Origin of the sequence: Mycobacterium hackensackense (assembly GCF_025822555.1) — a bacterium.
Classification (GTDB): Bacteria; Actinomycetota; Actinomycetes; order Mycobacteriales; family Mycobacteriaceae; genus Mycobacterium; species Mycobacterium fluoranthenivorans.
This window is the reverse complement of record NZ_JACKUC010000030.1, coordinates 1,374,243-1,397,875: the sequence shown is the minus strand read 5'-3', so window position 1 is coordinate 1,397,875 and position 23,633 is coordinate 1,374,243. Positions and strand designations below refer to the sequence as shown.

The 23,633-nt window shown below is 66.1% G+C and carries 25 protein-coding genes and 3 tRNA genes; 11 read left to right on the top strand and 17 right to left on the bottom strand.

Features of this window, described 5'->3' with window-relative positions; translation table 11 throughout:
• The first annotated feature begins 16 nt into the window (after positions 1–16).
• On the top strand, positions 17–961 hold the full coding sequence (locus H7J86_RS16140; RefSeq protein WP_187099104.1) for a prephenate dehydrogenase: 945 nt from the start codon (positions 17–19) through the stop codon (positions 959–961).
• Here H7J86_RS16140 and H7J86_RS16135 read toward each other — a convergent pair.
• The 5 genes from H7J86_RS16135 to H7J86_RS16115 are packed head-to-tail and all read right to left on the bottom strand — an operon-like array spanning position 924 to position 5,058.
• A complete protein-coding gene (locus H7J86_RS16135; RefSeq protein WP_090361795.1) occupies positions 924–1,541 on the bottom strand; it encodes a putative glycolipid-binding domain-containing protein in 618 nt (205 codons plus the stop codon). The two genes, H7J86_RS16140 and H7J86_RS16135, sit on opposite strands and share 38 nt — an antisense overlap.
• The gene (locus H7J86_RS16130; RefSeq protein ID WP_090361800.1) at positions 1,538–2,341 is read right to left on the bottom strand and encodes an ABC transporter permease; all 804 of its coding nucleotides are present in this window, start codon (positions 2,339–2,341) and stop codon (positions 1,538–1,540) included. Before H7J86_RS16130 ends, H7J86_RS16135 begins: the two co-directional genes overlap by 4 nt.
• Complete coding sequence (locus H7J86_RS16125) at positions 2,338–2,994, bottom strand: ABC transporter permease (protein ID WP_267292067.1); 657 nt, start codon at positions 2,992–2,994, stop codon at positions 2,338–2,340. Before H7J86_RS16125 ends, H7J86_RS16130 begins: the two co-directional genes overlap by 4 nt.
• A 5-nt stretch (positions 2,995–2,999) precedes the next feature.
• On the bottom strand, positions 3,000–4,109 hold the full coding sequence (locus H7J86_RS16120; protein WP_267292065.1) for an ABC transporter ATP-binding protein: 1,110 nt from the start codon (positions 4,107–4,109) through the stop codon (positions 3,000–3,002).
• A 7-nt stretch (positions 4,110–4,116) separates the two neighbouring features.
• Complete coding sequence (locus H7J86_RS16115; protein WP_267292063.1) at positions 4,117–5,058, bottom strand: ABC transporter substrate-binding protein; 942 nt, start codon at positions 5,056–5,058, stop codon at positions 4,117–4,119.
• Between the two features lie 118 nt (positions 5,059–5,176).
• On the opposite strand from H7J86_RS16115, the gene H7J86_RS16110 reads away from it, so the two are divergent.
• Positions 5,177–5,533, top strand: coding sequence for a LapA family protein (locus tag H7J86_RS16110; protein WP_267292062.1), 357 nt, complete (start codon positions 5,177–5,179; stop codon positions 5,531–5,533).
• A gap of 15 nt (positions 5,534–5,548) precedes the next feature.
• Here H7J86_RS16110 and H7J86_RS16105 read toward each other — a convergent pair whose 3' ends face one another.
• Positions 5,549–6,559: a phosphotransferase family protein gene (locus H7J86_RS16105; protein WP_267292060.1), complete on the bottom strand. Its 1,011-nt coding sequence runs from the start codon at positions 6,557–6,559 to the stop codon at positions 5,549–5,551.
• Positions 6,560–6,581: 22 nt separating this feature from the next.
• Entirely contained in the window at positions 6,582–7,211 is a 630-nt protein-coding gene (locus H7J86_RS16100; protein ID WP_267292058.1) for a histidine phosphatase family protein, read from the bottom strand.
• A gap of 18 nt (positions 7,212–7,229) precedes the next feature.
• Here H7J86_RS16100 and H7J86_RS16095 point away from each other — a divergent pair, with 18 nt between their 5' ends.
• Positions 7,230–8,306: a zinc-binding metallopeptidase family protein gene (locus H7J86_RS16095; protein ID WP_267292056.1), complete on the top strand. Its 1,077-nt coding sequence runs from the start codon at positions 7,230–7,232 to the stop codon at positions 8,304–8,306.
• Positions 8,306–9,064 (top strand): SDR family NAD(P)-dependent oxidoreductase, encoded by a 759-nt coding sequence (locus tag H7J86_RS16090; RefSeq protein WP_267292054.1) that lies wholly within the window; start codon positions 8,306–8,308, stop codon positions 9,062–9,064. Before H7J86_RS16095 ends, H7J86_RS16090 begins: the two co-directional genes overlap by 1 nt.
• Before the next feature lie 25 nt (positions 9,065–9,089).
• Here H7J86_RS16090 and H7J86_RS16085 read toward each other — a convergent pair whose 3' ends face one another.
• From H7J86_RS16085 to H7J86_RS16070, 4 genes are all read right to left on the bottom strand, one after another.
• Positions 9,090–11,003, bottom strand: coding sequence for an alkyl/aryl-sulfatase (locus H7J86_RS16085; RefSeq protein WP_267292052.1), 1,914 nt, complete (start codon positions 11,001–11,003; stop codon positions 9,090–9,092).
• 9 nt (positions 11,004–11,012) lie between these two features.
• Positions 11,013–11,504 (bottom strand): metallophosphoesterase family protein, encoded by a 492-nt coding sequence (locus tag H7J86_RS16080; protein ID WP_267292050.1) that lies wholly within the window; start codon positions 11,502–11,504, stop codon positions 11,013–11,015.
• A gap of 203 nt (positions 11,505–11,707) precedes the next feature.
• Positions 11,708–11,783: transfer RNA gene (locus H7J86_RS16075), tRNA-Arg, on the bottom strand.
• A gap of 34 nt (positions 11,784–11,817) precedes the next feature.
• Positions 11,818–11,906, bottom strand: a tRNA-Ser gene (locus H7J86_RS16070).
• Positions 11,907–12,024: 118 nt separating this feature from the next.
• Between H7J86_RS16070 and hisC the strand changes: the two genes are divergently transcribed.
• From hisC to H7J86_RS16045, 5 genes are all read left to right on the top strand, one after another.
• On the top strand, positions 12,025–13,092 hold the full coding sequence (gene hisC, locus H7J86_RS16065; RefSeq protein WP_267292048.1) for a histidinol-phosphate transaminase: 1,068 nt from the start codon (positions 12,025–12,027) through the stop codon (positions 13,090–13,092).
• The gene (locus H7J86_RS16060) at positions 13,089–13,565 is read left to right on the top strand and encodes a DUF4334 domain-containing protein (protein ID WP_267292046.1); all 477 of its coding nucleotides are present in this window, start codon (positions 13,089–13,091) and stop codon (positions 13,563–13,565) included. Before hisC ends, H7J86_RS16060 begins: the two co-directional genes overlap by 4 nt.
• A complete protein-coding gene (locus tag H7J86_RS16055) occupies positions 13,562–13,969 on the top strand; it encodes a hypothetical protein (protein ID WP_267292044.1) in 408 nt (135 codons plus the stop codon). The genes H7J86_RS16060 and H7J86_RS16055 overlap by 4 nt, the downstream gene beginning before the upstream one ends.
• An 18-nt stretch (positions 13,970–13,987) precedes the next feature.
• A complete protein-coding gene (locus H7J86_RS16050; protein ID WP_267292042.1) occupies positions 13,988–14,803 on the top strand; it encodes a crotonase/enoyl-CoA hydratase family protein in 816 nt (271 codons plus the stop codon).
• A 164-nt stretch (positions 14,804–14,967) separates the two neighbouring features.
• Positions 14,968–16,353 (top strand): glycoside hydrolase family 183 protein, encoded by a 1,386-nt coding sequence (locus H7J86_RS16045; RefSeq protein ID WP_267292040.1) that lies wholly within the window; start codon positions 14,968–14,970, stop codon positions 16,351–16,353.
• 40 nt (positions 16,354–16,393) lie between these two features.
• Here the strand turns inward: H7J86_RS16045 and H7J86_RS16040 are convergent, their stop codons facing one another.
• A complete protein-coding gene (locus H7J86_RS16040; protein ID WP_372517278.1) occupies positions 16,394–18,298 on the bottom strand; it encodes a potassium transporter Kup in 1,905 nt (634 codons plus the stop codon).
• 61 nt (positions 18,299–18,359) lie between these two features.
• Here H7J86_RS16040 and H7J86_RS16035 point away from each other — a divergent pair, with 61 nt between their 5' ends.
• Positions 18,360–19,256, top strand: coding sequence for an alpha/beta hydrolase (locus H7J86_RS16035; RefSeq protein WP_267292038.1), 897 nt, complete (start codon positions 18,360–18,362; stop codon positions 19,254–19,256).
• 15 nt (positions 19,257–19,271) lie between these two features.
• On the opposite strand, the gene H7J86_RS16030 is transcribed toward H7J86_RS16035, so the two are convergent.
• Entirely contained in the window at positions 19,272–19,811 is a 540-nt protein-coding gene (locus tag H7J86_RS16030; RefSeq protein ID WP_090361840.1) for a GNAT family N-acetyltransferase, read from the bottom strand.
• A 66-nt stretch (positions 19,812–19,877) separates the two neighbouring features.
• Positions 19,878–20,870: a GGDEF domain-containing protein gene (locus H7J86_RS16025; protein ID WP_267292036.1), complete on the bottom strand. Its 993-nt coding sequence runs from the start codon at positions 20,868–20,870 to the stop codon at positions 19,878–19,880.
• An 867-nt stretch (positions 20,871–21,737) separates the two neighbouring features.
• Between H7J86_RS16025 and H7J86_RS16020 the strand changes: the two genes are divergently transcribed.
• Positions 21,738–22,151: a helix-turn-helix domain-containing protein gene (locus tag H7J86_RS16020; protein WP_267292034.1), complete on the top strand. Its 414-nt coding sequence runs from the start codon at positions 21,738–21,740 to the stop codon at positions 22,149–22,151.
• A 51-nt stretch (positions 22,152–22,202) separates the two neighbouring features.
• On the opposite strand, the gene H7J86_RS16015 is transcribed toward H7J86_RS16020, so the two are convergent.
• The 3 genes from H7J86_RS16015 to H7J86_RS16005 form a co-directional block, all read right to left on the bottom strand.
• The gene (locus H7J86_RS16015) at positions 22,203–22,796 is read right to left on the bottom strand and encodes a hypothetical protein (protein WP_267292032.1); all 594 of its coding nucleotides are present in this window, start codon (positions 22,794–22,796) and stop codon (positions 22,203–22,205) included.
• Between the two features lie 204 nt (positions 22,797–23,000).
• Positions 23,001–23,090, bottom strand: a tRNA-Ser gene (locus H7J86_RS16010).
• A 19-nt stretch (positions 23,091–23,109) separates the two neighbouring features.
• On the bottom strand, positions 23,110–23,622 hold the full coding sequence (locus H7J86_RS16005) for a MarR family winged helix-turn-helix transcriptional regulator (protein WP_090361852.1): 513 nt from the start codon (positions 23,620–23,622) through the stop codon (positions 23,110–23,112).
• Positions 23,623–23,633: the final 11 nt, after the last annotated feature.

Below are 23,633 nucleotides of genomic sequence, written 5' to 3'. Positions count from 1 at the left end.
GGTGACCGACACACCGGTGTGCGTGCTGGGACTGGGTTTGATCGGCGGTTCCCTGATGCGTGCCGCACAGGCCGCCGGCAGGGACGTCTTCGGCTACAACCGATCCATCGACGGCGTGGCGGCGGCTCGGCTCGACGGCTTCGACGCCACCGCCACCCTGGATCAGGCGTTGGCCCGCGCCGCCGAAACCGACGCCTTGATCGTCCTGGCCGTCCCGATGCCCGCACTGCCCGTGATGTTGGAGCACATCCGCCGGGTCGCCCCGGGCTGCGCGCTCACCGACGTGACCAGCGTCAAGGGTGCCGTGCTGCGTGAGGTCGACGCGCACGGACTGCGGCCGCGGTTCGTCGGCGGCCACCCTATGACCGGCACCGCCCACTCCGGCTGGGCGGCGGGCAGCCAGGAACTCTTCGCCGGCACCGCGTGGGTCGTCAGCGTCGACGACGACGTCGATGCGCTGGTGTTCGCCGACGTGATGAACCTGGCCCTGGACTGCCGGGCGTTCGTGGTGCCGGCCCGCTCCGATGAACACGACGCCGCGGCGGCCGCGATCTCGCACCTACCGCATCTGCTCGCCGAAGCGTTGGCCGTGACCGCGGGTGACGTGCCGCTGGCCTTCGCGCTGGCGGCAGGGTCCTTCCGGGACGGCACCCGGGTCGCGGCCACGGCCCCCGAGTTGGTGCGGGCGATGTGCGAGGCCAACTCCGAGGAGTTGTTGGCCATGCTGGATCGCACTCTCGGCCTGCTCACCCAGGCCAGGGACCATCTGGCGGCACACACCTCGGTGGCCGATCTGGTCGATGCCGGGCATGCCGCGCGCATCCGCTACGACAGCTTCAGCCGTCCCGACATCCTGCACGTCACCATCGGCGCCGAGAACTGGCGGGAAGAACTGGCCGCCGCAGGTCGGGCGGGTGGAGTGATCAGATCCGCTCTGCCAGTCCGGGGTAATCGAGGATGAACCCGTCGGAGTCCACCGTGATGGTGGTCTCCGCGATCGGGGACTTCAGGCTGATCCCGCCCGCCACGCTGGTGTAGCTGATCGTCTCCGGTTCCACCGACAACTCCGGCAGCCGGACATAGACCACCGGCAGGCTCAGCGTCTCGGCCCGCTGATGCAGGCCGGTGCGACGGATCGGCAACGCATTGAAGAACGGGCTGAACACGGCGTCGACATCCAATGCCCCGTCGAAGGCGGCCCGCCTGGTCTGGTTCTGGTGGTCCTGCACCAGCCACATGTTCTCCTCGTCGCGCGCGATGGAGAGCTGGCGTTCCCGCTCGGCGAGGGTCATGGTCACCGACAGCCGCTTGGTCGCCCCGGATTCGTCGGTGACCAGGTCATAGGAGGCGCTGAACGCGGGATGTGACTCGGTGGCGGCCGCGACGATCCGGCCGTAGGCCTTGATGCGGTTCCCGGACAACTGAACCCGCACCGACTCCATCCGGCGCAGGTCGTGGGCGCGCCAGGTGAGGACTGCCGGCCATGCACTGTCCGGCGTCTCAGCGGTCTCGGTGCCTGATTGAGGGGCTGCGTCAGTCACCTCTCTACCGTAGGCGACGGACCCCCGGCTTCGTAGCCGCGTTCCGAAGTCGCCCCAGAAACCGACTTTTCCCCGTCGTTTCGCTCGCCCCTGACCTCGAGAGCCACTTCATCGTCGATCAGCGGCTGCGGGAAGCGCCGCCAGCGGTCACCGCCCGGCTGCGACAACCACACCGCGAAGGCCAGCGCCGCGTCGAGGATCAGCGCCAGTGCGGTGACCATCAGGGCGCCCACCAGGGCGATGTGGAACTGCCGCACCTTGATGCCGTCGATCAGATACCGGCCCAGCCCGCCCAGGCTGGCGTACGCCGCGACGGTGGCGGTGGCCACGATCTGCAGGGTGGCGGTGCGCAGGCCGCTCAGGATCAGCGGCAGGGCGTTGGGTACCTCGACCCGCAACAGCACCTGGCGTTCGGTCATCCCCATGGACCGGGCCGCGTCGACGACGCTGGCGTCCACATTGGCGATACCCGCGTAGGTGCCGGCCAGCAGCGGCGGAATGCCGAGCAGCATCAGCGCGACCGTGGGCGGGATCAACCCGAGACCCCACAACAGCACACCGAGCAGAAGCACACCGAGGGTGGGCAGGGCGCGCAGCGCGTTGACGCCGGTGACGACCAGGAAGGTGCCCCGGCCGGTATGCCCGATGAGCAGGCCGACGGGCACGGCGACGAGCACCGAGAACAACACCGCGATCACCGTGTACTGCAGATGTTCTGCGATCCGGATGCCCAGCCCGGCATGACCGGACCAGTTCGCGGCGGTGAAGATGTAGGACAGCGCCTGCTGCAGGAAGTTCACCGGGCACCTGCCTTGGCGCTGGATGCTTTGACCCACGGAGTCACGGCCCTGCCGGCCAACAGGATCAGCGCGTCGATCACCACCGCCAGCACGAAGATCGCGATGATGCCCGCCATGATCTGCCCGCTCTTGTTGGCTTGATAGCCCTCGGTGAACCAGGTGCCCAGCCCGCCGATGCCGATCACCGAACCGACGGACACCATCGAGATGTTGGTCACCGCGACCACCCGGAGGCTGGCGATGAGCACCGGGATCGCCAGCGGCAGTTCCACTTTGACGATGCGGACGAACGGCCGGTAGCCGATGGCGGTGGCCGCGTCCAGCACGTCGGCCGGTACCGCGTCCAGCGCCTCCGGCACAGCCCGCACCAGCAGCGCCGTGGTGTAGAGCGTGAGCGCGACCAGGACGTTGGCCTCGTCCAGGATGCGGGTCGGGATGATCAGCGGCAGCGCGACGAACAGGGCCAGTGACGGGATGGTGAAGATGATGCTGGCGATCACCGTGATGGCCCGGCGCGGCACCGTGGTGCGCTGCACGAGCGCGCCGATCGGCACCGCGATGAGCAACCCCAGCACGATCGGCACCAGCGACAGCCGCAGGTGGATCAGCGTGAGCGCCCACGCCTTGTCCAGATGGGTCAGCAGATACGTCAAAGCCGCTACCCGACCTTCGGCACGCGACGCTGACGCTTGAGGGCCGCCAGCACATCGTCGGCTTCGATACCGCCCAGCAGTCGCCCTTCGTCGTCGACGGCCACGCCCAGGCCCGACGGGGAGGACAGCGCGGCATCGAGCGCCAGCCGCAGCGATCCGTCCGGCCGGAAGAAGGACCCGCCGCCGATCGTGCTGTCGTACAACGCACTTCCGCGGCGGTGCACCTCGACACCTTCGGCGTTGATCCACGCGAAGGGCCGGCCGTCGGCGCGAATCACCAGTGCCCATTCATCGGGTGCCAACTGCTGCGCATCGATCTCGGATTCGGCGACCTGGCGGATGTCGTGTAACGGCAGCCCGGTCGCCGCGAAGAACTGCAGGCCGCGGTAACCGCGGTCGGCCCCGACGAAACCGGCTACCAGCTCGTTGGCCGGATTCGACAGCAGGAACGCCGGGTCGGCGTACTGCTGCAGCACCCCGCCCCGGCCGAACACGGCCACCTTGTCCCCGAGCTTGACCGCCTCGTCGATATCGTGGGTGACGAACACGATGGTCTTACGCAATTCGCTTTGCAGCCGCAGGATTTCGGTCTGCAACTCTTCACGCACCACCGGGTCGACGGCACTGAACGGCTCGTCCATCAGCAGGATGGGCGGGTCGGCGGCCAGCGCCCTGGCCACACCCACGCGCTGCTGCTGACCGCCCGACAGTTGCGCCGGATAGCGGCCGGCCAGTTTGGGGTCCAGCCCCACCCGTTCCAGCACCTCGAGTGCGGCTCTTCTTGCGGCACGGCGCGTTTCGCCTTTGAGCACGGGCACGGTGGCGACGTTGTCGATGACCCGCTGATGTGGCATCAGTCCGGCGCTCTGGATGACATAGCCGATGCCGAGGCGCAGCTTGACCGGATCGACTTTCGTCACGTCGTTCCCGTCGACGGTGAGCGTGCCCGACGTGGGTTCGATCATCCGGTTGATCATCCGCATCGACGTGGTCTTGCCGCAGCCCGACGGTCCGACGAACGCGGCGAGCGTGCCCTCGGGGATGTCGAGGGTGAGGTCGTCGACGGCGACGGTGCCATCCGGGTACGTCTTGGTGACGTTGGTGAACGTGATCATCGGCTACTCACTTACCGGGAAGGGGCTTGTCGAAACCGTTGTCCTTGATCCACTTTCCGGCCGCTTCCTCGGGGTCGACGCCCTTGTTCCCCTCGACCGAGGTGTTGAGCGCGATCAGCGCCTCGGTGGACAGTTTCGCGCTGACGGCGTCGAGCACGCTCTTGAGCGGAGTGGACAGTTTCGCAGAAGCGACCAGGGGCACCACGTTTGCGGCAAGGAAGACGCTCTTGGGGTCGTCGAGGACGACGAGCTTGTCCTTCTCGATGGCCGGCGAGGTGCTGAAGATGTTCGCGGCGGTGACGGCGCCGCTGTTGAGGGCCTGCACCGTCGCGGGGCCGCCACCGTCACTGATCGCCACGAAGTTGGCCGGCGAGATGTTCAGGCCGTACTTCTGTTGTAGGCCCACCAGACCGGTCTGCCGTGTCTGAAACTCCGACGGTGCGCCGACTTTCACCTCCGCCGAGTGCGCCGCCAGATCCGCGATGGATTTCAGATTCCACTTCTTGGCGACGGCTTCGGACACCGCCAGGGTGTCCTTGTCCTCGGCGGGCGACGGATACAGGATGGACAGGTCGCCCGGGACCGCTTTCAGCAGGGCCAGGAGCACCGCGTCAGAGGTGGTCGCGGTGGCCTCTTTGTCGAAGTACTGCAAGAGGTTCCCGGTGTACTCGGGGATCAGGTCGATGGAATGATCCTGCACGGCAGGGATATAGGTTTCCCGGCTGCCGATGCCGAACTGCCGTTTGATGGTGAAACCGTTGGCCTCCAACGCCTGCGCATAGATCTCGGCGATGATCTTGGACTCGGTGAAATCCGCCGAGCCGATGGTGAGCGATTTCAGGTCACCGGACACCTCGCCGCCGCCGAGCGGGTTGGCACTCCCACACCCCGCGCTCACCAGCGCGAGCAACGCTGTGATGACGATCAAGAATGTGCGTCTGCAGCGCATACCGTCCCCTCGGCCAGGTGGCTGTTAGCTCGACAGTAACGGGCCGGCCCGCGACATGCCGGACTTTAGTTCACCGTGAGGGGGTTTGTAATCGCCCTGAAAGGGGCAAGATAATGCCATGACGACCGACCCGCATGCGTTGCCCTCAGACCCGGAGCAGCCGCTCGAGTCTTCGGGGAGATCGGACCCGCCGGCCCCACCGGAGGACGCGGTCAAGTTCACCCGGGCCGCCGCCCTGTGGTCGTCGCTGATCACCGGATTTCTCATCCTGATCGTGTTGCTGATCTTCATCGCGCAGAACACCGACTCCGGCACGTTCCACTTCCTGGGCTGGAACTGGACGCTGCCGCTCGGGGTGGCGCTGCTGCTGGCCGCGGTGTGCGGTGGGCTGCTCGCCGTGTTCGTCGGCGCCGCCCGGATCGTGCAACTGCGCATCGCCGCACGCAAGAACCTGAAGGCGGCCAGGCGCCTCTAGGTCTGAGCGTCGCGCCTAGATCAGCGTGAGGCCCTCGGCGATCAGCGGGGCCACGGCCTCACCGACGCGCGACGGTGCGCCGCCCTCACGGGCCCGGAAGTCGATACCCGCGGCGATGATGGCCAGCTTGAAATAGGCCAGGGCCATGTAGAAGTTCCAGTTGTCCAGCTCCTGGCCGCTGGCCAGCGCGTAACGCTGGGCAAGACCGTCGGCCGACGGCAGCAGCGGCGACGTCCAGGCCGCCTGCATGCCGAGCACGCCGTCGAAGTTCGGATTGCGGTACACGCACATCAGCGCCGCGTCGGACAGCGGATCACCCAGTGTCGAGAGCTCCCAGTCCAGCACCGCGCGCACCACCGTCGGGTCCGAGTTGTCCAGGATGGTGTTGTCGATGCGGTAGTCGCCGTGCACTATGGCGGCCCGGCTGCCCGCCGGAATCCCTTCTGCCAGAGCCGAATGCAACCGCTTCACATCGGTGTCGCGGGCATCGTCGGCCAGCCGGACCAGGTCCCACTGCGAACCCCAACGCCGCACCTGACGTTCCAGATAACCCTCGGCCTTGCCGAAATCACCCAGTCCGACAGCCCGTGGGTCGACGGCGTGCAGATCGGCCAGCACCTTGATCAGCGCGTCGACGCAACCCTCGATCACCTGGGCGTCCCCCAGCTCCTCGAGTTCGGAGGCGCTGCGTACCACCCGGCCGTCGACGTTCTCGACCATCTGGAACGGCGCGCCCAGCACGGAGTCGTCATTGCGCATGGTGACGGCGCGGGCGACCGGGACCGGGGTATCGGCCAAGGCCGCCACCACCTTGTACTCGCGCGCCATATCGTGCGCCGACGGCGTCAGCCCGTGCAGCGGCGGCCGGCGCAGCACCCAGGTCGATGCATCGTCGAACACCCGGAAGGTCAGGTTGGAGCGGCCGCCGGAAATCAGCTCGGCGCGCAGTTCACCGGAACGGGCAATCCCCTCCGTGCGCAGATGCGCATCCAGGGCGACGAGGTCGAGGCCTTCAAGGTTGGTCACGGGAACTGTTTACCACCCCGCCTCACGGCTCCTCGCGCGAGCGCTCGTCGACAAAGTTTCGGGGCAGCAGATCCCATACGTGTTCGGTCCCGTTCACCGAGGCGACGGCCAGCTTGCCGCTGCGCGAGGACAGCAGCCTGGTCACCGAGGCGTAGTCCACGTGGAACGACAGCAGCCGCTCCGTGCCGAGGATGTGATGCAACAGAACGTTGATGACACCGCCGTGACCGAACACCGCGACGGTGTCCTCGTGGTCGGCGGCGGCCACCACATCGTCCACCGCGGCCACCACCCGCTCCAGGAAAGCCTTTTCGTCGACGCTGCTGGGCAGATGTCCAGAAATCAGCCTGGCCAGTTCCTCCGGGTTCTCCTTGGCGATCTGCTCGATCGGCACATAGTGCGTCATGTCCCGGTCGTATTCGGCGAGCCGATCATCGATGTCGATCGGCAGGCCGAGGGCCTCGGCCAGCGGGCCACCGGTCTGCACTGCCCGACGCTGCGGGCTGCTCACCAGGCGGGTGATCGGGAAGCGGGCCAGCGCCTCGGGCAGGCGCGCAGCCTGGGCGAGGCCCTCGGCGGACAGGTCGGGATCGGAACCCTGACCGGGCTCGCTGCGCAGAGGTAACGCATGTCGGACCAGAAGCAGTTGCACCGTGACACCATATGGCCCGTGCGTGCCTTCGCCTGCCCGGTGTGCGACGCCTTCGTCGCGTTCGAGGCCGACCACTGCGCCGAATGTCAGACTGCGCTCGGGCTGCACCTGCCATCGAGAAGCATGCTGGCCCTCGATGAGGGTGTGGCACTACACGCGGGCAGCCGATGGATCCGGTGCAACCAGCACCGGACCCTGGCGTGCAATTGGCTGACCCCCGAGGCACAGGACCCAGGTTCGCCGGCCGGGCACCGCGGCCGCTGCCTGGCCGGATCACTGATCCGGCGCGAGCCTCCCGCCGATGACACCCTGGCGCGGGAGAAGCTGATCCCCACCACCGTTGCGTTGCGCCGGCTCGTGTTTCAGCTCGCGGACATCGGGTTGCCCATGGAGCCGTACTGGCACGTCGACGGCGGCCTGGCGTTCGATCTGTTGTCGAGTCACAGCACCGGCGAGAAGGTGACCATCGGCCACGCCCGCGGGGTGATCACCATCGACGTGGTCGAATCACTGGACGACTATCGAGAATCGCTGCGGGTGCGCCTGGGTGAGCCGTACCGCACCATGCTCGGCCATTTCCGGCATGAGGTCGGCCACTACTACCAGAACGTGCTCGTCGAAACCGGCACCGGTGCAGACACCTACCTCCAGGAGTGCCGTCGGCTGTTCGGCGATGAGCGGGCCGGCTACAGCGAGGCGATCGACCGGCACTACACACTGGGCGCCCCGGCGGGCTGGGAGGCGACGTTCATCTCCGAATACGCCACCATGCACCCGTGGGAGGACTTCGCGGAGTGCTTCGCGCACTATCTGCACATCGCCGACACCATGGACACCGCGCGGGAAGCCGGCATGGTGCTGCACGCCGACCGGGTGCGGTTCAATGCGCCGCACGACATCGTGGCGCTGGAGTGCTACGACGACGAACCGATCGAACGGATGTTGTTCGACTGGAAGTGGATGTCGCTGTTCTTCAACCGGGTGAACACCGCGATGGGCAAGAACCCGTTGTATCCCTTCGAGATTCCGGCGCCGGTGGTGGAGAAGCTGGGATTCGTGCACAAGGTCATCCGCGATACGGCCAGGAGTCGATGATGGGTTACGCCGACGAACTCTTCGATCTGACCGGCAAGGTGGTGCTGATCACCGGGGGCAGCCGCGGGCTGGGCCGGGAGATGGCGTTCGCCGCCGCACGATGCGGGGCCGACCTGGTGATCGCCAGCCGCAACCTCGACTCGTGCGCCGCCGTCGCCGAAGAGATCACCGCGACCACCGGCCGGGCCGCGCTGGCCCATCAGGTGCATGTCGGGCGTTGGGATCAGTTGGAGCCTTTGGTGGAGGCCGCCTACGCGCGGTTCGGCAAGGTCGATGTGCTGGTCAACAACGCAGGCATGTCGCCGCTGTATGAATCGCTGACCTCGGTGAGCGAGCAGTTGTTCGACTCGGTGGTGAATCTGAACTTCAAGGGGCCGTTCCGGTTGACCGCCCTGATAGGCGAGCGCATGGTGGCCGACGGCGGAGGGTCGATCGTCAACGTGAGTTCGTCGGGATCGCTGCGCCCGGATGCGCACATGCTGCCCTACGCCGCCGCGAAGGCCGGATTGAACGTGCTGACCGAGGGTTTCGCGAAGGCGTTCGGTCCGACGGTGCGGGTCAATACGCTGATGGCCGGCCCATTCCTCACCGATGTCAGCAAGGCCTGGTCATTCGGCGACGGGAATCCGTTCGCCCACTTCCCGCTGCAGCGGGCCGGAGATCCGCCCGAGATCGTCGGCGCGGCACTGTTTCTCATGTCGAACGCGTCCAGCTTCACCACCGGATCGATCCTGCGGGTCGACGGGGGCCTGCCTTGATCTGAGCCCCCTCGCTGCGCTCGACCTAGGGCGTGATGATGGCGAAACCCGGATCCGGACGATCGAGGACACCCAACAGCGTGGGCAACGCGTCGGCAGCACCGCTGACCTCCACACCCGGCGAGCTCGTATCCCCGGCCACGAATGACAACAGCCGCAACTTGTTCGCCAAAGTGACAGTCGCCGTGGCTGTTTCGGGTGCAGCGGGGACCTTGCGGTGTACCAGTACACCGTTGCGCAGCGACAGTCGGTAGTTGGTGGCGACATCGGCGAACGTCACGTCGATCGCCAGGTCCAGCTCCCAGGCTCGCGGACCGTTGACGTTGATGGCGAACGTGTCGAAGATCTGCTCCGGGGTGAGTTGGCTCATCAGCGACGGGGACGTCGTCTGCGTGGGGGTGCCGAAATTACCCTCACGCAGTTCGGTGGCTCCGGACAGGAAGAAGTTGCGCCACACCGCGTTCTCGGCACCGTAGGCCAACTGCTCCAGTGTGTCGGCGTACAACTCCCGGGCACCCGCATGGTTCTCGTCGGTGAAGATGGCGTGATCCAACAGGGTTGCAGCCCAGCGTAAATCGCCGTCATCGAAGGCCTGCCGGGCCAGTTCGACCACCTTGTCGAGGCCGCCCATGGCCGCCACATAGCGCGGGCCCGCGGCTTGGGGCGGATGCTGCCAGAGCCGGCCGGGGTTGCCGTCGAACCAGCCCATATAGCGCTGGTAGACCGCCTTGACGTTGTGGCTGACCGACCCGTAGTAGCCGTGGGTGTGCCAGGCCTTCTCCAACGCCGGCGGCATCTGGAATGTCTCGGCGATCTCGATACCGGTGAATCCCTGGTTGAGCTGACGCAGCGTCTGGTCGTGCAGATAGGCGTACAGGTCCCGCTGCACCGACAGGTACTCGACGATGTTGTCCTGGCCCCATGTCGGCCAATGGTGCGAGGCGAACACCACGTCGGCACGGCCGGCGAAGGTGTCGATGGCCTCGGTGAGGTAGCCGGCCCAGCCGTGCGGGTCACGGACCAGCGCACCCCGCAGGGTCAACAGGTTGTGCAGGTTGTGGGTGGCATTCTCGGCCATGCACAGTGCCTTGAATTTCGGGAAGTAGAAGTGCATTTCGGCGGGCGCCTCGGTACCCGGCGCCATCTGGAACTCGATCTCCACGCCGTCGATGGTGTGTTTCTCGCCCGTGCTGCGCACATCGACGGTCGGCACGATCAACGCGACCTCACCGGTGGAGCCGACCTGTCCCAGACCGCACCCGACCTGGCCCTGCAGACCCCGGTCCAGCACCGCGCCGTACATGTACGCGGCCCGGCGCGCCATCGCGGTGCCGGCATAGACGTTCTCCTGCACGGCATGCTCGGTGAAGCCCTCCGGTGCCAGGACGGCCACCTTGCCGGCGTCCACCTCATCCTGTGAGGTGACCCCGAGCACACCGCCGAAGTGGTCGACGTGACTGTGGGTATAGATGACCGCGACGACGGGACGGTCCCCGCGATGGGCCCGGTACAGCCCGAGCGCGGCGGCCGCGGTCTCGGTGGAGATCAGCGGATCGATGACGATGATGCCCGTGTCACCTTCGATGAAGCTGATGTTCGACAGGTCCAGACCGCGCACCTGATAGATACCCGGTGCATCGTCCCCGGTCGCTCCGCCGGCCTTGGTCACCTCGTAGAGGCCCTGTTTGGCGCACAGCTGGGATTGCCGCCACAGGCTCGGGTGCACGGTGTCGGGGGCCTCTGTCGCCAGGAACCCGTAGGAGTCGTTGTTCCAGACCACTCGCCCGTCGGCGGCGGTCACCACACACGGTTCCAGCGCCCCGATGAACCCACGATCGGCGTTCTCGAAGTCGCGGGTGTCCTCGAACGGGAGACTGCTGCGATGCGCGCGATTGGCGGCGGAGATGGTAGCGGTGGGCGGCTTCTGCTCCATGCCCACAGCCTGCCATTACAACCGGTGCAGTGTGACGTCCTTGAGCGCCCTATTCGCCGCCGTCGCAGTCATATAGGTACAGAACGGCTGGCGGCGCCGGTCGGTGGGTGAGCCGGGATTCAGCAGGCGCAGACCGGTCGAGGCGGTGGCGTCCCACGGGATGTGGCTGTGTCCGAACACCAGCACATCGGTATCGGGGTACTGGCGCGCCATCCGCTCGTCGCGACCGGCCGCGGCCCCGGTCTCGTGCACGACGGTGAACCGCAGCCCCTCCAGCGTCACGTCGGCACGCTCGGGCAGTCGGGTGCGTAGTTCCTCACCGTCGTTGTTGCCCCAGCAGGCCAGCAGCCGGCGTGACCGTGCCTCCAGCTGGTCCAGCAACGCCGGCGAGATCCAGTCCCCGGCGTGGATCACCACATCCGCGGCATCCACCTCGTCCCAGACCGCGGTGGGCAGGTCCCTCGCACGCTTGGGCACGTGGGTATCCGCGATGAGGAGCAGGCGCACGGCACCACCGTAACGCCGGCCCTGATGTGCACGTTGCTGGAAGCCAGCGCAGACCTCGGCTTGCGGCCGCCGAACGGACCCGAGGCAGGGGTCCCAGCTGGGCTTACCAGGTGTCCGAAGGCATGACCGGCGCGTACGCGGCGACACGGTGAGCGATGCTCGTCGTGTTTGCGAGCCGGCATGCCGGCCGTCGGTGAAAAACGTGGTGCGCCCGAAGGGATTCGAACCCCTAACCTTCTGATCCGTAGTCAGATGCTCTATCCGTTGAGCTACGGGCGCTTGGTGAAACTGGTCGAACTATTCAGTTGTTCGGCGGAGGCGAGAGGATTTGAACCTCCGGTCCGCTTTAAGGCGGACAACTCATTAGCAGTGAGTCCCATTCGGCCGCTCTGGCACGCCTCCTGAACGATCTGAGGGTACCGGACCCCCGGAACCGCCGAGCGCACAGATTACACAGGCCGGACCGCGGAAGGCAAAGCGCGACATCGGACGGCCGCCACGGCACCCCTAGAATGGCTGGGTGACCGCCCGCCTGCGCCCCGAAATGGCCGACCTTCCGGCCTACACGCCGGGCCGTACGGTGCCCGGCGCCATCAAGATCGCCAGCAACGAAACCGTGGACGGTCCGCTACCCGGCGTGCTCGAGGCCATCACCACCGCCGCCGCCGGCATCAACAGGTATCCGGACAACGGCTACCAGGACCTGCGCGAGCGACTGGCCAAGCATGTGAACTTCGCCCCGGAGAACATCGCGGTGGGCGCCGGCTCGGTGAGCCTGTGTCAGCAGCTCATCCAGATCACCGCTTCGGTGGGCGACGAGGTGATGTTCGGCTGGCGCAGTTTCGAGATCTACCCGCTGCAGGTACGCACCGCGGGCGCCACCCCCGTCGCGGTGCCCCTGACGGACCACACCCACGATCTGGACGCCATGCTGGCGGCGGTCACCGAGCGCACCCGGCTGATCTTCGTGTGCAACCCGAACAACCCCACCTCCACCGTGGTGGACCCGGCCAAGCTGGCCGAGTTCGTCGCCGCGGTGCCGTCGGACATCCTGATCGTCATCGACGAGGCCTACGTCGAGTACATCCGCGACGGCCTGCTCCCCGACAGCCTGACACTGGTCAGAGACCACCCGAATGTCGTTGTGCTGCGCACCTTTTCCAAGGCGTACGGGCTGGCCGGGCTGCGTGTCGGCTATGCGGTGGCCGATCCCGATATCGTCACCGCCCTGGGCAAGGTGTACGTGCCGTTCACCGCGACGACGGTGTCCCAAGCCGCCGCCATCGCCAGCCTGGACGCCGCCGACGAATTGCTGGCCCGCACCGACAAGGTGGTCGCCGAACGGATCCGGGTCAGCGCCGCATTGCGCGACGCCGGTTACGACGTGGCGCCCTCGCAGGCCAACTTCGTCTGGTTGCCGCTGCCCGGTCAGACCGACGAATTCGTCAACGCCGCAGCCGAAAGCCGCATCGTGGTGCGCCCGTACGGGCAGGACGGGGTACGGGTCACCGTCGCCGCTCCGCATGAGAACGACGCCTTCCTGGCGTTCGCCCGCGAGTGGATCTCGTCCCGAGGAGAACAGAAGTGACCCACCGCAACGTCTTCGACGCGTTCAAAAAGCGCGCGGGTCAGATCGACGAGGGCGAACTCGACGAGTTCTGGGCGACCCTGCCGCCGGCCGGCATCGAGTTCATGATCGGCGAATGGCAGGGCGGCGAATTCCAGACCGGGCACCGCGCCAACGGATTCATGAAGCGGCTCAACTGGTTCGGCAAGACCTTCCACTCCGCCGACGATGCCAAACCGCTGGTCTGCCTGGACGCCGACGGCAGCAAGTTCTCCAACACCGAGGCCATGAACGGCGAAGCCAGCCTGTGGCTGGAGGAGTTCCGCGGTGAGGTCACGGCCTCGATGGTCTACGACGGCCGCCCGGTACACGATCACTTCAAGGTGATCGACGAGCGGGCGGTACTGGGCATCATGAACGGCAAGGGCGCCATCGACCGCACCGCGGACGGCCCGAAGTATCTGTATTTCTATCTGGAACGCGTCTCACCGTGAAACGGGCGCTGGCGGCAACCGGTCTGGCGGCGCTGGTGCTGCTGGCCGGTTGCGCGCGCACCACCGACGGGTCGGTGGCGATGACCACCGAACCGGGCCCGGCGCTGACCACCAAGTCCAGACCGAGCACCTCGGCCCCGTCCACCACGCGCACCCGCACGCCACGCGGGTCGACCGTGCCCGATGTGCCGGCGCCGCCGGACGCGCTCACGATGACCTGCGCTGACTACAACGACCTGGATGCGGCCACGCAGAAGGCCGTGATCAACGCGATCCTGGAGCAGGACCAGTCGACGATAAGCCCTGACAACATCGACGTCGCCAAGTCGCTGACCGACGCGATGTGTCAGTTCCTGACCGACAGCACCGTCAACGAGGTGCTGATGGGAGGGCCGGTCCCGTAGCGGGTTAGCCTCATCGACATGGGTACTGCTTACGAATCGGTGACCGTCGATATCGCCGACCACGTCGCGCGGGTCACGCTGATCGGGCCGGGTAAGGGCAACGCCATGGGCCCGGCGTTCTGGGACGAGTTGCCCGAGGTGTTCGGCACCTTGGACGCCGACCCCGAGGTGCGCGCGATCGTGCTGACCGGGTCCGGGAAGAACTTCAGCTACGGGCTCGATCTGCCGGCCATGGGAGCCACCCTGCCCGGACTGGATGCCGGCGCCAAGGCCCGCGCCGAATTCCACACGAAGCTGCAGCGGATGCAGGCGGCCATCACCGCTGTCGCGGATGCCCGGACCCCCACCGTCGCCTCGATCCACGGTTGGTGCATCGGCGGCGGTGTCGACCTGATCAGCGCCGCGGACATCCGCTACGCCAGCGCCGACGCGAAGTTCTCGGTACGCGAGACCAAGCTGGCGATCGTCGCCGACGTCGGCAGCCTGGCCCGGCTTCCGCTGATCCTCTCAGAAGGACATCTCCGTGAGCTCGTTCTGACCGGCAAGGACATCGACGCCGCGCGAGCGGAGAAGATCGGCTTGGTCAACGATGTGTACGAGGACGCCGAGGCGTCCCTGGCTGCCGCGCACGCCACCGCCGCCGAGATAGCCGCCAACCCGCCGCTGACCGTGGCCGGGGTCAAGGACGTCCTCGATCAACAGCGCATCGCCCGGGTCTCGGAGAGCCTGCGGTACGTAGCGGCGTGGAACTCGGCCTTCCTCCCGTCAAAGGACCTGGCCGAGGCGGTCACCGCGATGTTCCAGAAGCGGGCGCCCCAATTCACCGGCGAGTGAACACCTTTCGCGTGCACCGGCGAATTACACCGACGTGAGTCGCGACACGGTCACGGATAGGTATCCATCCGCGCACCGGTAGCCACATGAGCACCACAGGACACTAGCGTCGCAGCTGTACAAGTGCTGACGTCTACTCGGCGTCCGCCCCTGAAAGGTGTGACATGTCGCGGCGTCGTCGAATTGCATCCCTCTCGGTGGCCACCGTGACCACCGCCGGGCTGTGTGTCGCGATCGGCGTGGCCGCACCGGTCTCGGCCGAGCCCTGCACGGGAACCGCGGCGGCGGCGCAGCCCCCGGCAGGCACGGCTGCCCTGCCCAGCCCCGGTGCAGGCGGGCCGCCGATGGGGCACAGACCCGCCGGCGCCAACGACAACGCCCCGCTGCCGCGTCTGGGCAAGTTGACGCGGTCCATCCTCAGCGCGCTGACACCGGCTCAGCAGATCCAGCAGCAGGCTGCGGTGGTCCCCACCCCGAAACCGACGGCCGCGCCCGCGCCCGCCGCCACTCCGGCACCCGCGGCGGCGCCGATGCCCGCGCCGGGCACTTCGCTGATCGGGTGGGTGACCGGCCCGGAGAGTTCCAATAACACCATTGCCAAGTACTCGATCACCGGAACCGATCTCGGGATCATGTGGGACAACGGCAACGCCGCCAACCACCAGGTCCTGATGGCCTTCGGTGACACGTACGGCTACTGCAGCACCCCCCAGAAGCAGTGGCGCTACAACGTGTTGATGCGCAGCCAGGACACCTCCCTGACCGACTCCGTCGCGGCGTCCAGTGCACCGTCGTGGCGGCCGGGGCTGGCCAAGCAGATCATCAACAGCATCGACTGGGCGCCCGTGGAGAAGGGCATCATCCCGACCGCCGGCATCTCGGTCGGAAACAACCAGTACGTCAACTTCATGTCGATCAAGAACTGGGATGCCGACGGCCGGTGGTCGACGAACTTCTCCGGCGTCGCCGTCTCACCGGACAACGGCGAGCACTGGGGTGTGTATCCCACCAGCATCCGCCCCGCCGCACCGGACAGCACCGATCGCGTCGCCTACACCCCCGGCAACGAGAACTTCCAGATGGGCGCCTTCATGAAGCCCGGACCCGGCGACGGTTACCTCTACTCGTTCGGCACCCCACCGGGTCGCGCCGGTTCGGCGTATGTGGCACGGGTGCAACCGGCCAACGTGCCTGACGTGACCAAGTACGAATACTGGAACTCCGACAGCAATTCCTGGGTACCGGGGAATCCGGGGGCGGCCACCGTGGTGATCCCGGGTCCGCTGGGCGAGATGTCGGCGCAGTACAACACGTACCTCAAGCAGTATGTGGCGCTCTACTGCAACGGGCTCAACGATGTGGTGATGCGTACGGCGCCCGCTCCGCAGGGGCCGTGGGGTCCGGAGGCCATGCTGGTGTCGCACTCGGAATTCCCCGGCGGTATCTACGCTCCGTTCCTGCATCCCTGGTCGACCGGGAAAGTGTTGTACTACAACCTTTCGCTGTGGTCGGACTACAACGTGATGCTGATGCGGACGGTGCTGCCGTAACCCGTTGCGGTCACCGCAGATTCCGCCGCACCGTCGACCGTCACACCTCGATACGCGAGCCGATGATCACCGTGCGGTCCAGCGGAAGCCCGAAATGGCCGGCCGCATCGGAGGTGATGTACGAGGTCGCGATGAACAAGCGCTTACGCCAGGGCGCCATGGTCGGCGCATCACCGGGAGTCAGCTCCAGCTTCGACAAGAAGTACGTCGCATCATCGACCGACAGCGGCGCTTCCATCGACGGATGTTCTTCGACCAGTCTCAGTGCCGCAGGCACATCCGGCCGTTCCATATAGCCGAACTTGGCGCTGACGAAGCTGATCCCGTCATCGGTGTAACCCAGGTTGTCCAGCGTGATGCGCTGATCATCCGGGACACGGGGCACGGGCTGGACGTCCAGCGACATGATGACGGCGTGCTCGTGCAGCACGTGATTGTGTTCGACATTGGCGCGCATGGAAAGTGGGGCGGTCTCGGCGCCCCGGTTGAGAAACACCGCGGTGCCCGGGATGCGCACCGTCGCCGCCGGGTCCGCGGCGAGCTTGTCGACGAAGTCCTGCAGCGGTCCCTCGGCCTCTTCACGGGCCTTGGTCACCACCTCTCGGCCGCGCTGCCAGGTCACCATCACCGTGAACGCGGCGATCGCGATCAGCAGTGGCAGCCATGCGCCGTGCACCAGCTTGGTCAGGTTCGCGGCGAAGAACATCAGGTCGACGACCAGCAGCGCGCCCCCACCCACCACGACGATCCACAGCGGCGTATGCCAACGGGCCCGGGCCTGGTAGAGGAACAGCAGCGTGGTGATGGTGATCGTCCCGGTCACCGCCATGCCGAACGCGTACGCCAGGGCCGCCGAGCTGCGGAACGCCAGCACCAGCGTCAGCACCGCCACCATCAGCACCCCGTTGATCCACGGCACATAGATCTGCCCCATGGCTTTTGCGGACGTGTGGGCGATGCGCAGCCGCGGCAGGTAACCGAGCTGCGCGGCCTGCGCGGCCACCGAGAACGCTCCGGTGATCACCGCCTGGGAGGCGATGACCGTCGCCGCGGTAGCCAACACCACCATCGGGATCCGCGCCCACTCCGGCGTGAGGAGGAAAAACGGTGCGCTGACGGCGTTTTCGTCACCCAACAACAACGCGCCCTGGCCAAAGTAGCTCAGCACACAGGCGGGTAGCACCAGCGCCAGCCACGCCGTGACGATGGCGGGCCGGCCGAAGTGGCCCATATCGGCATACAGCGCCTCGGCGCCGGTGACCGAGAGCACCACAGCCGCCAGCGCAAAGAAGGCGATGTGGAAATGCCCGGCCATGAACCCCAGGGCATAGGTCGGCGACAGCGCCCGCAGGATGTCGGGATGAGCGACGATTCCACCGATCCCGCACGCTCCGATCCCGGCGAACCAGGCGATCATCACCGGACCGAAGAACCGTCCGATGGTGGCGGTGCCCCGCCGCTGCACCGAGAACAACGCCACGATGATGACCACCGTGAGTGGGATGACCCACCTATCCAGGTCGGGCTCAATCACTTTCAGCCCTTCGATGGACGACAGCACCGAGATGGCCGGGGTGATCATGCTGTCACCGAAGAACAGCGCGGCGCCGAACAGGCCAAGCCCCGACAGCACCGCGGCCTTGCGTTCATGCCCGGCCGGGCAGCACCGGCGCACCAGCGTGATCAGCGCCATGACGCCGCCCTCACCGTCATTGTCGGCGCGCATCACCAGACTGACGTAGGTGAGGGTGACGATGAGCATCACCGACCAGAAGATCAACGACACCACGCCGTAGACATGTGTCTCACTGATCGGTACCGGATGCGGGTCGCCGGGGTTGAAGACCGTCTGGAGGGTGTAGATGGGACTGGTGCCGATATCGCCGAACACCACGCCGAGCGCGGCGATCACCAAAGGCGGCCGCAGGGCCTGCTTGTTGTGCACGGCAAGTATTGTGCCGTCGAAGACTGTCGGGCGGCGGGAGATCCGGGATCGGTGAGGGCGAATGCGTGAGAACACGGAGTTTTCCAGCGGCGGCGAACGTTGCGACGCATGGCTTTACCGGCCGCAGTCGGACGGTGACGGCGCGCCGACACCCGTCATCGTGATGGCCCACGGCCTCGGTGGCACGAAGGCCATGCACCTGGACGCGTACGCCCAGCGCTTCACCGCCGCAGGCTACGCATGCCTGGTGTTCGACTACCGCCACTTCGGCGACAGTGCAGGCTTGCCACGGCAATTGCTGTCGGTACCCCGACAGCTGGCCGACTGGGAGGCGGCGATCGCGTTCGCCCGGTCGTTACCCGGTATCGATGCCGGCCGGGTGGTCACCTGGGGAACCAGCTTCGGCGGCGGGCATTCGCTGACCATGGCCGCGCGCGACCACCGCCTCGCCGCCGCGATCGCCCAATGCCCGTTCACCGACGGTCTGGCCTCCGCCCTGGCTGTCAATCCGTTGACCAGCGCCCGGGTCACGTTCGCCGCCGTACGGGACCTCATCGGTGCCGCCCGCGGCGCGGCGCCGCGCTACCTGCCGTCGGCGGCACGACCAGGCACCCCGTCGTTCATGAGTGCGCATGACGCGCTGCCCGGCATCACGGCGCTGGGTGCCGAGGACGCCGACTTCGACAACAGAATCACCGCACGCTCGGCGTTCGATGTTCTTCTCTACGCACCCGGCCGGCACACCAAAGACATCCGCTGCCCGGTCTACGTCGCGCTCTGCGACCCGGATACCGTGGCCCCCAACCGCACCGCCGAGCGGCAGACGTCCCGGGCATCCACTGCGGAAGTGCACACGTATCCGGTCGGCCATTTCGACATCTATTTCGGCGAGCACTTCGACCGCGCGGTCTCGGACTACCTGGATTTCCTCCGGCGACACGTTCCCGTCGCGACATAGCCCCGACGCATCGGATCAGACTGCGGAGTGGGTCGTTTCGCGACTGTCGACACGCAATTCGTACTTGATCTCGCAGATGTACTTGCCTCCCACGAAATCGGTTCGCTCGGATCCTTCGATGGTCCAGCCGGCACGCGCATAGAAGCGTCGTGCACGGGTGTTCGTCGACAGCACCCACAAATAGGCCAAGCCGTATCCGGCCTGGCTCAACTGCCGGCACGCGGCTGCCAGCAGGGCGCTGCCCACACCTGATCCCCAGTGCGCGGGATCGACATAGAGCGACCAGATCTCGCCGAACTCGTCGTGCTCACGTTCCCGTGATCGCCCCAGCGTGACATGCCCGCATACGACGCCCTCGTCGACGGCTACCAGCGTGTAGGGCCCGTTGACGGGGTCCATCCGTTCGAACTTGTAGCGACTGGCCCTGTCCTCGGGGCGCATCCGGTCGAGGTACTTCTGCGAGATCAGTCCCGCATAGCCGACTTGCCAGGAACGGACGTGCGTCTCTGCCACGGCCAGCGCATCGGCCGGGACCGCGTCCCGCACTTCCACCATGAACGGAATTATCACTGTGAGTCCGTCATTTGGTGCTGTATTCGCCCCGACTGCCCGGGCTTTCGACTAGCTGTTCGCGACGGTGTCAGGGCCTTGGAGGCGACGACCGCGACTCTGGTAGAGCGCGGCATCGGCTTGCGCATACAGGGCGGCGATGTTGGCTCCGGACAAGTTCGCAGTGGCCGTTCCGAGGCTGACCGACGGTGTCCTTGTCCGGACGCCGTCGAGGAAATCCCTGACGACCCCGGGATCTTCACCTGCGATGCAGACGGCGAACTCGTCGCCGCCGAGGCGGGCCAACACAGCACGTCGGGGTACCAGCTGTTTCCACTGGTGGGCATAGTCGGTGATGCGGCGGTCTCCGGCTTGATGGCCCTGCGTGTCGTTGAGGGTCTTCAGGCCATCGATATCCAGCGCGACGACAACCACCGAGACCGACGTGGTCGGCCGGAAATGCCTGAGCAGATCGGAGGTTCCGATCTCCCACCCGGCGCGATTCAGCAGGCCCGTCATCGGGTCGGTACATGCGGCGGTGAACATCGCGCGCATGAGTAGACCGAAAGACTCGGCTGCTGCCGTGATGGCGACGACGATGATGAGAAACGTGATGACGCCGACGTGCCGTGCGGGGGCGAGGGCGACCGCGACCACACAGGCCACGGTGAGCACCGCGATCAGCATCCACGCCTGGTAGGGCGGATGGAAGGCACGCAGATACATCGCCAAGAACATCGGGGCGATCAGGCAGACGTACTCGGCGGTGATGGAGACGTGAAAAGCCATCACCACCGGGGTGGCCGCGATCGCGGCCACGGTGGGGAACATGACGCGCTCCGGCTGGATCGCGAGCTGCGCGAGTGCCGCCATCCCGAGAATGATGGCGATGATGCCGCCGGTCGGATTGCCGTAGGCGATGTCGCTGCGCACCGGAAACAAGGTGAACACAACACCGTACAGGTACAGAAACGTCGTGGCGCTCAAATAGATTCGCAACAGCCGCACTCGCTGCTTGCGCCCGACGCCGATACCGGCCCCGGCGACCGAGCTCAGGCGATACATGACGCCAACTTGCCTGTGAATGAGTTGATCGTCAACCGAGACGACTGTCGGACCGGCTGGGCTCAGGTCCGCAAAATTCGGTGTTCGGCCGAATACCGAGTGTGGATTCGACTTTTATCGCAATCCATACCGGTGCGCACCGTGGCGCACGTACATCACTTTTATGCCCTACAGGTTCACGGCATTCGCCGTACGCCGCGACAGAATACGTACAGGGTGGGCGATGTGGTGAACATTCCTCCCCACGATGACCCGCAGCCACTCTTTCTGGCCGATCCGCGTCATCGAGCCAATCGACAGACGGTCTGCCGGCGCGCGTTCGCGACTGCGCCGCGGATCAAAGCGACCAACGAGCGGGACACATCGAGCAATCATCACGGGTGCACCGACAGTAACTCACAGCGTCGGCGCCGAGGTGTGTACGTGACACCTCGCCGGCTCTCCGTGTGCCGGCGGCACGTCGGTGCTTGGATGTCACGGCGCTGACCAGGAGAGCCCCCACCGAAATAGCTGACATGACCAGCGGCAATCCATCAAATATTGCTGGCTGCATACCCGAGCGTCCTTCCAATGGTTCTACCTGTAACATTGTTCGGCTCGAACTGCCGTCCGATATTGCTGTGCATACATCAAGATCGTTCCCAAGGAACATGTCACGCGCGTAACGATCGCGTCAATATGGCCCGGCACACACTCACGGCGTGGTACTCGTTTCGGTATCGGAATCGTCGGTCGTGGTCAGCCGAGGCAACGTCGCCACACGCTCCGCTGGCTACTACTCCACGCGGTGGATGAGGCGGAGCCGAAGCCCGGCCGTTCGCACCGAACGGCCGCCGTCACATGAGACGTGGAGGTTGGCAGGACGGTATGAATACAACTTTCGCCGCCCGTCTCAACAAACTGTTCGAGGCCGTCTACCCACCCGGGCGCGGCCCTCACACTTCTCATGAAGTGGTCAAGGAATTGCGCGGCGAGGGGATAAGGATTTCAGCGCCCTATCTGTCGCAATTACGCACCGGTCAGCGCACGAATCCGTCTGCTGAAATGATGGAGGCGATCGCTCAATTCTTCCGAGTCAGCGTCGCCTACTTCACCGATGACAGGTACTTCCAGAAGGTCGATGAGGAACTCACCTGGCTGCTGCACATGCGCAATGAGAACGTCCGATTTGTCACGTCCCGTGCGCTCGGACTCTCCGAGGTCTCCCTGTCCGAATGGATCTGCTACGCCGACACCCTGCGACGCCATGAGGCCACTGCAGAACACGATGCGGTCGGATAGACCTTTCGGTGGTTCCGATCTTTTTCCTAAAATCACGAATGTTGCTGCCCATCAACTGTTCTCGCGGACGAGCCAGTCGAAGGCTTCGGTGACCAGCTGTTGCGCCAGGACCGGCCGGTCGTCACCCGGCAGGTCACGGTTTACGGGGTATCCGCGAACATCGAAGTAGTAGGCAAGCATTCGGTAGCTTGCGGGCATCGCGGCGAGCCGCTCGCGATCGACCGACAAGGAACTGCCGGGTACGACGGGGCTCAGGGTGTCTCGTTCATAGATCGTCGAGAGATCACAAATTCCGGTCTGCCCGTCACGGTGTTCCACGCGGTAGATGCCGCGGGCGTAACTGATGAGATCGGCCTCGACTCCGTGGATGTCGATGCGAAATTCGATCGCCATGGGCATCGACACCACTGCACGCCGACCGTGCCGATGCACCGAGGGGAAGGCCAGGCGGTGTCTGGCGTGGTCACCTCGCTGTGCCATGGCGCGGGAGGCAGCGGCGAATTCCTCGCCGGTGCCGGTGAACCACATCGACCGCACACGCGAATCGCGGTGATAACACCCGGCCATCTGGTCCCACCAACCCCGGTCACGGGCTTCCCGCTCGTGTGCGACCACGTGCACGACGTCAGTTACTGGATCAGTCATGTGGAAGGGCCTCCGTCGCTAGCCGGGCACCCATGTCGGTGGGCTCATTACCGAGTCTCGGCGGCCGGGCAGCGGCCTGGATAGGTCCCGCTCATCCTGGGTACTGGGAGGCCCACTCTTGGCTACGCCGGGACGCTGACCGGCGGCACTGCGCTCGGCGACCACCGCGAGCTCAATCGGTGTGGACAACGAAGATCGAACTTGTGGCGGTGGCGGAGGGATTTGAACCCCCGGTCGGTGTTAGCCGACTCTCGCTTTCAAGGCGAGTGCATTAGGCCGCTCTGCCACGCCACCGCCGATAAGCGTAAAGGGTCTAGACCCGGCCGAGCCTCGCGGGCGGCGCATCCGACTGCAGGCCGGCACTGATCCGGCGGCAGTTCTCCCCCACCGCAGCCATCTGCGGCCGCGACAGGCGGCCCAGGTAGTGCGTGCGCACCCCGTCACCGTAGGTTTCCAGCGCTTCCTTGAGCAGCGCCCGCCCGTCGTCGGTGATCGTGGCGAGCACCCCTCGGCCGTCTTCCGGGCTGGCCACCCGCTGGACCAGTTTGAGCTTCTCCAGCCGGTGGATCTGCCGGGTTACCCTGCTGGGCAGTGACATCAGGTTCTCCGCCAGGTCGCCCATCCGCGCGGACCCTGTCATCGAACGGTCCAGGATGTCGAGAAGACGCACGTCGTTGAGCGTCAGCCGATGCGCGTCCACCAGGGAACGATTCAGCGTCGCGTACAGCCGGAGCGCGGAGTCCAGGAAGTTTTGCCAGGATCTCTGCTCAGCGATATCCAGACCCGGCATCGTGCTGGCTGTCCGCCCGGCGATTGTGCCTTCCATCGCGCCATCGT

What these genes read in the sequence shown, in the direction of transcription:
- H7J86_RS16030 (WP_090361840.1), bottom strand. Translation starts at nt 19,811, where the DNA reads ATGGTGGAAGTGCGGGACGCGGTCCCGGCCGATGCGCTGGCCGTGGCA.
- H7J86_RS16120 (WP_267292065.1), bottom strand. Translation starts at nt 4,109, where the DNA reads ATGATCACGTTCACCAACGTCACCAAGACGTACCCGGATGGCACCGTC.
- H7J86_RS16015 (WP_267292032.1), bottom strand. Translation starts at nt 22,796, where the DNA reads ATGACTGATCCAGTAACTGACGTCGTGCACGTGGTCGCACACGAGCGG.
- H7J86_RS16050 (WP_267292042.1), top strand. Translation starts at nt 13,988, where the DNA reads ATGGGTACTGCTTACGAATCGGTGACCGTCGATATCGCCGACCACGTC.
- H7J86_RS16020 (WP_267292034.1), top strand. Translation starts at nt 21,738, where the DNA reads ATGAATACAACTTTCGCCGCCCGTCTCAACAAACTGTTCGAGGCCGTC.
- H7J86_RS16110 (WP_267292062.1), top strand. Translation starts at nt 5,177, where the DNA reads ATGACGACCGACCCGCATGCGTTGCCCTCAGACCCGGAGCAGCCGCTC.
- H7J86_RS16115 (WP_267292063.1), bottom strand. Translation starts at nt 5,058, where the DNA reads ATGCGCTGCAGACGCACATTCTTGATCGTCATCACAGCGTTGCTCGCG.
- H7J86_RS16090 (WP_267292054.1), top strand. Translation starts at nt 8,306, where the DNA reads ATGGGTTACGCCGACGAACTCTTCGATCTGACCGGCAAGGTGGTGCTG.
- H7J86_RS16025 (WP_267292036.1), bottom strand. Translation starts at nt 20,870, where the DNA reads ATGTATCGCCTGAGCTCGGTCGCCGGGGCCGGTATCGGCGTCGGGCGC.
- H7J86_RS16045 (WP_267292040.1), top strand. Translation starts at nt 14,968, where the DNA reads ATGTCGCGGCGTCGTCGAATTGCATCCCTCTCGGTGGCCACCGTGACC.
- H7J86_RS16035 (WP_267292038.1), top strand. Translation starts at nt 18,360, where the DNA reads ATGCGTGAGAACACGGAGTTTTCCAGCGGCGGCGAACGTTGCGACGCA.
- H7J86_RS16005 (WP_090361852.1), bottom strand. Translation starts at nt 23,622, where the DNA reads ATGGAAGGCACAATCGCCGGGCGGACAGCCAGCACGATGCCGGGTCTG.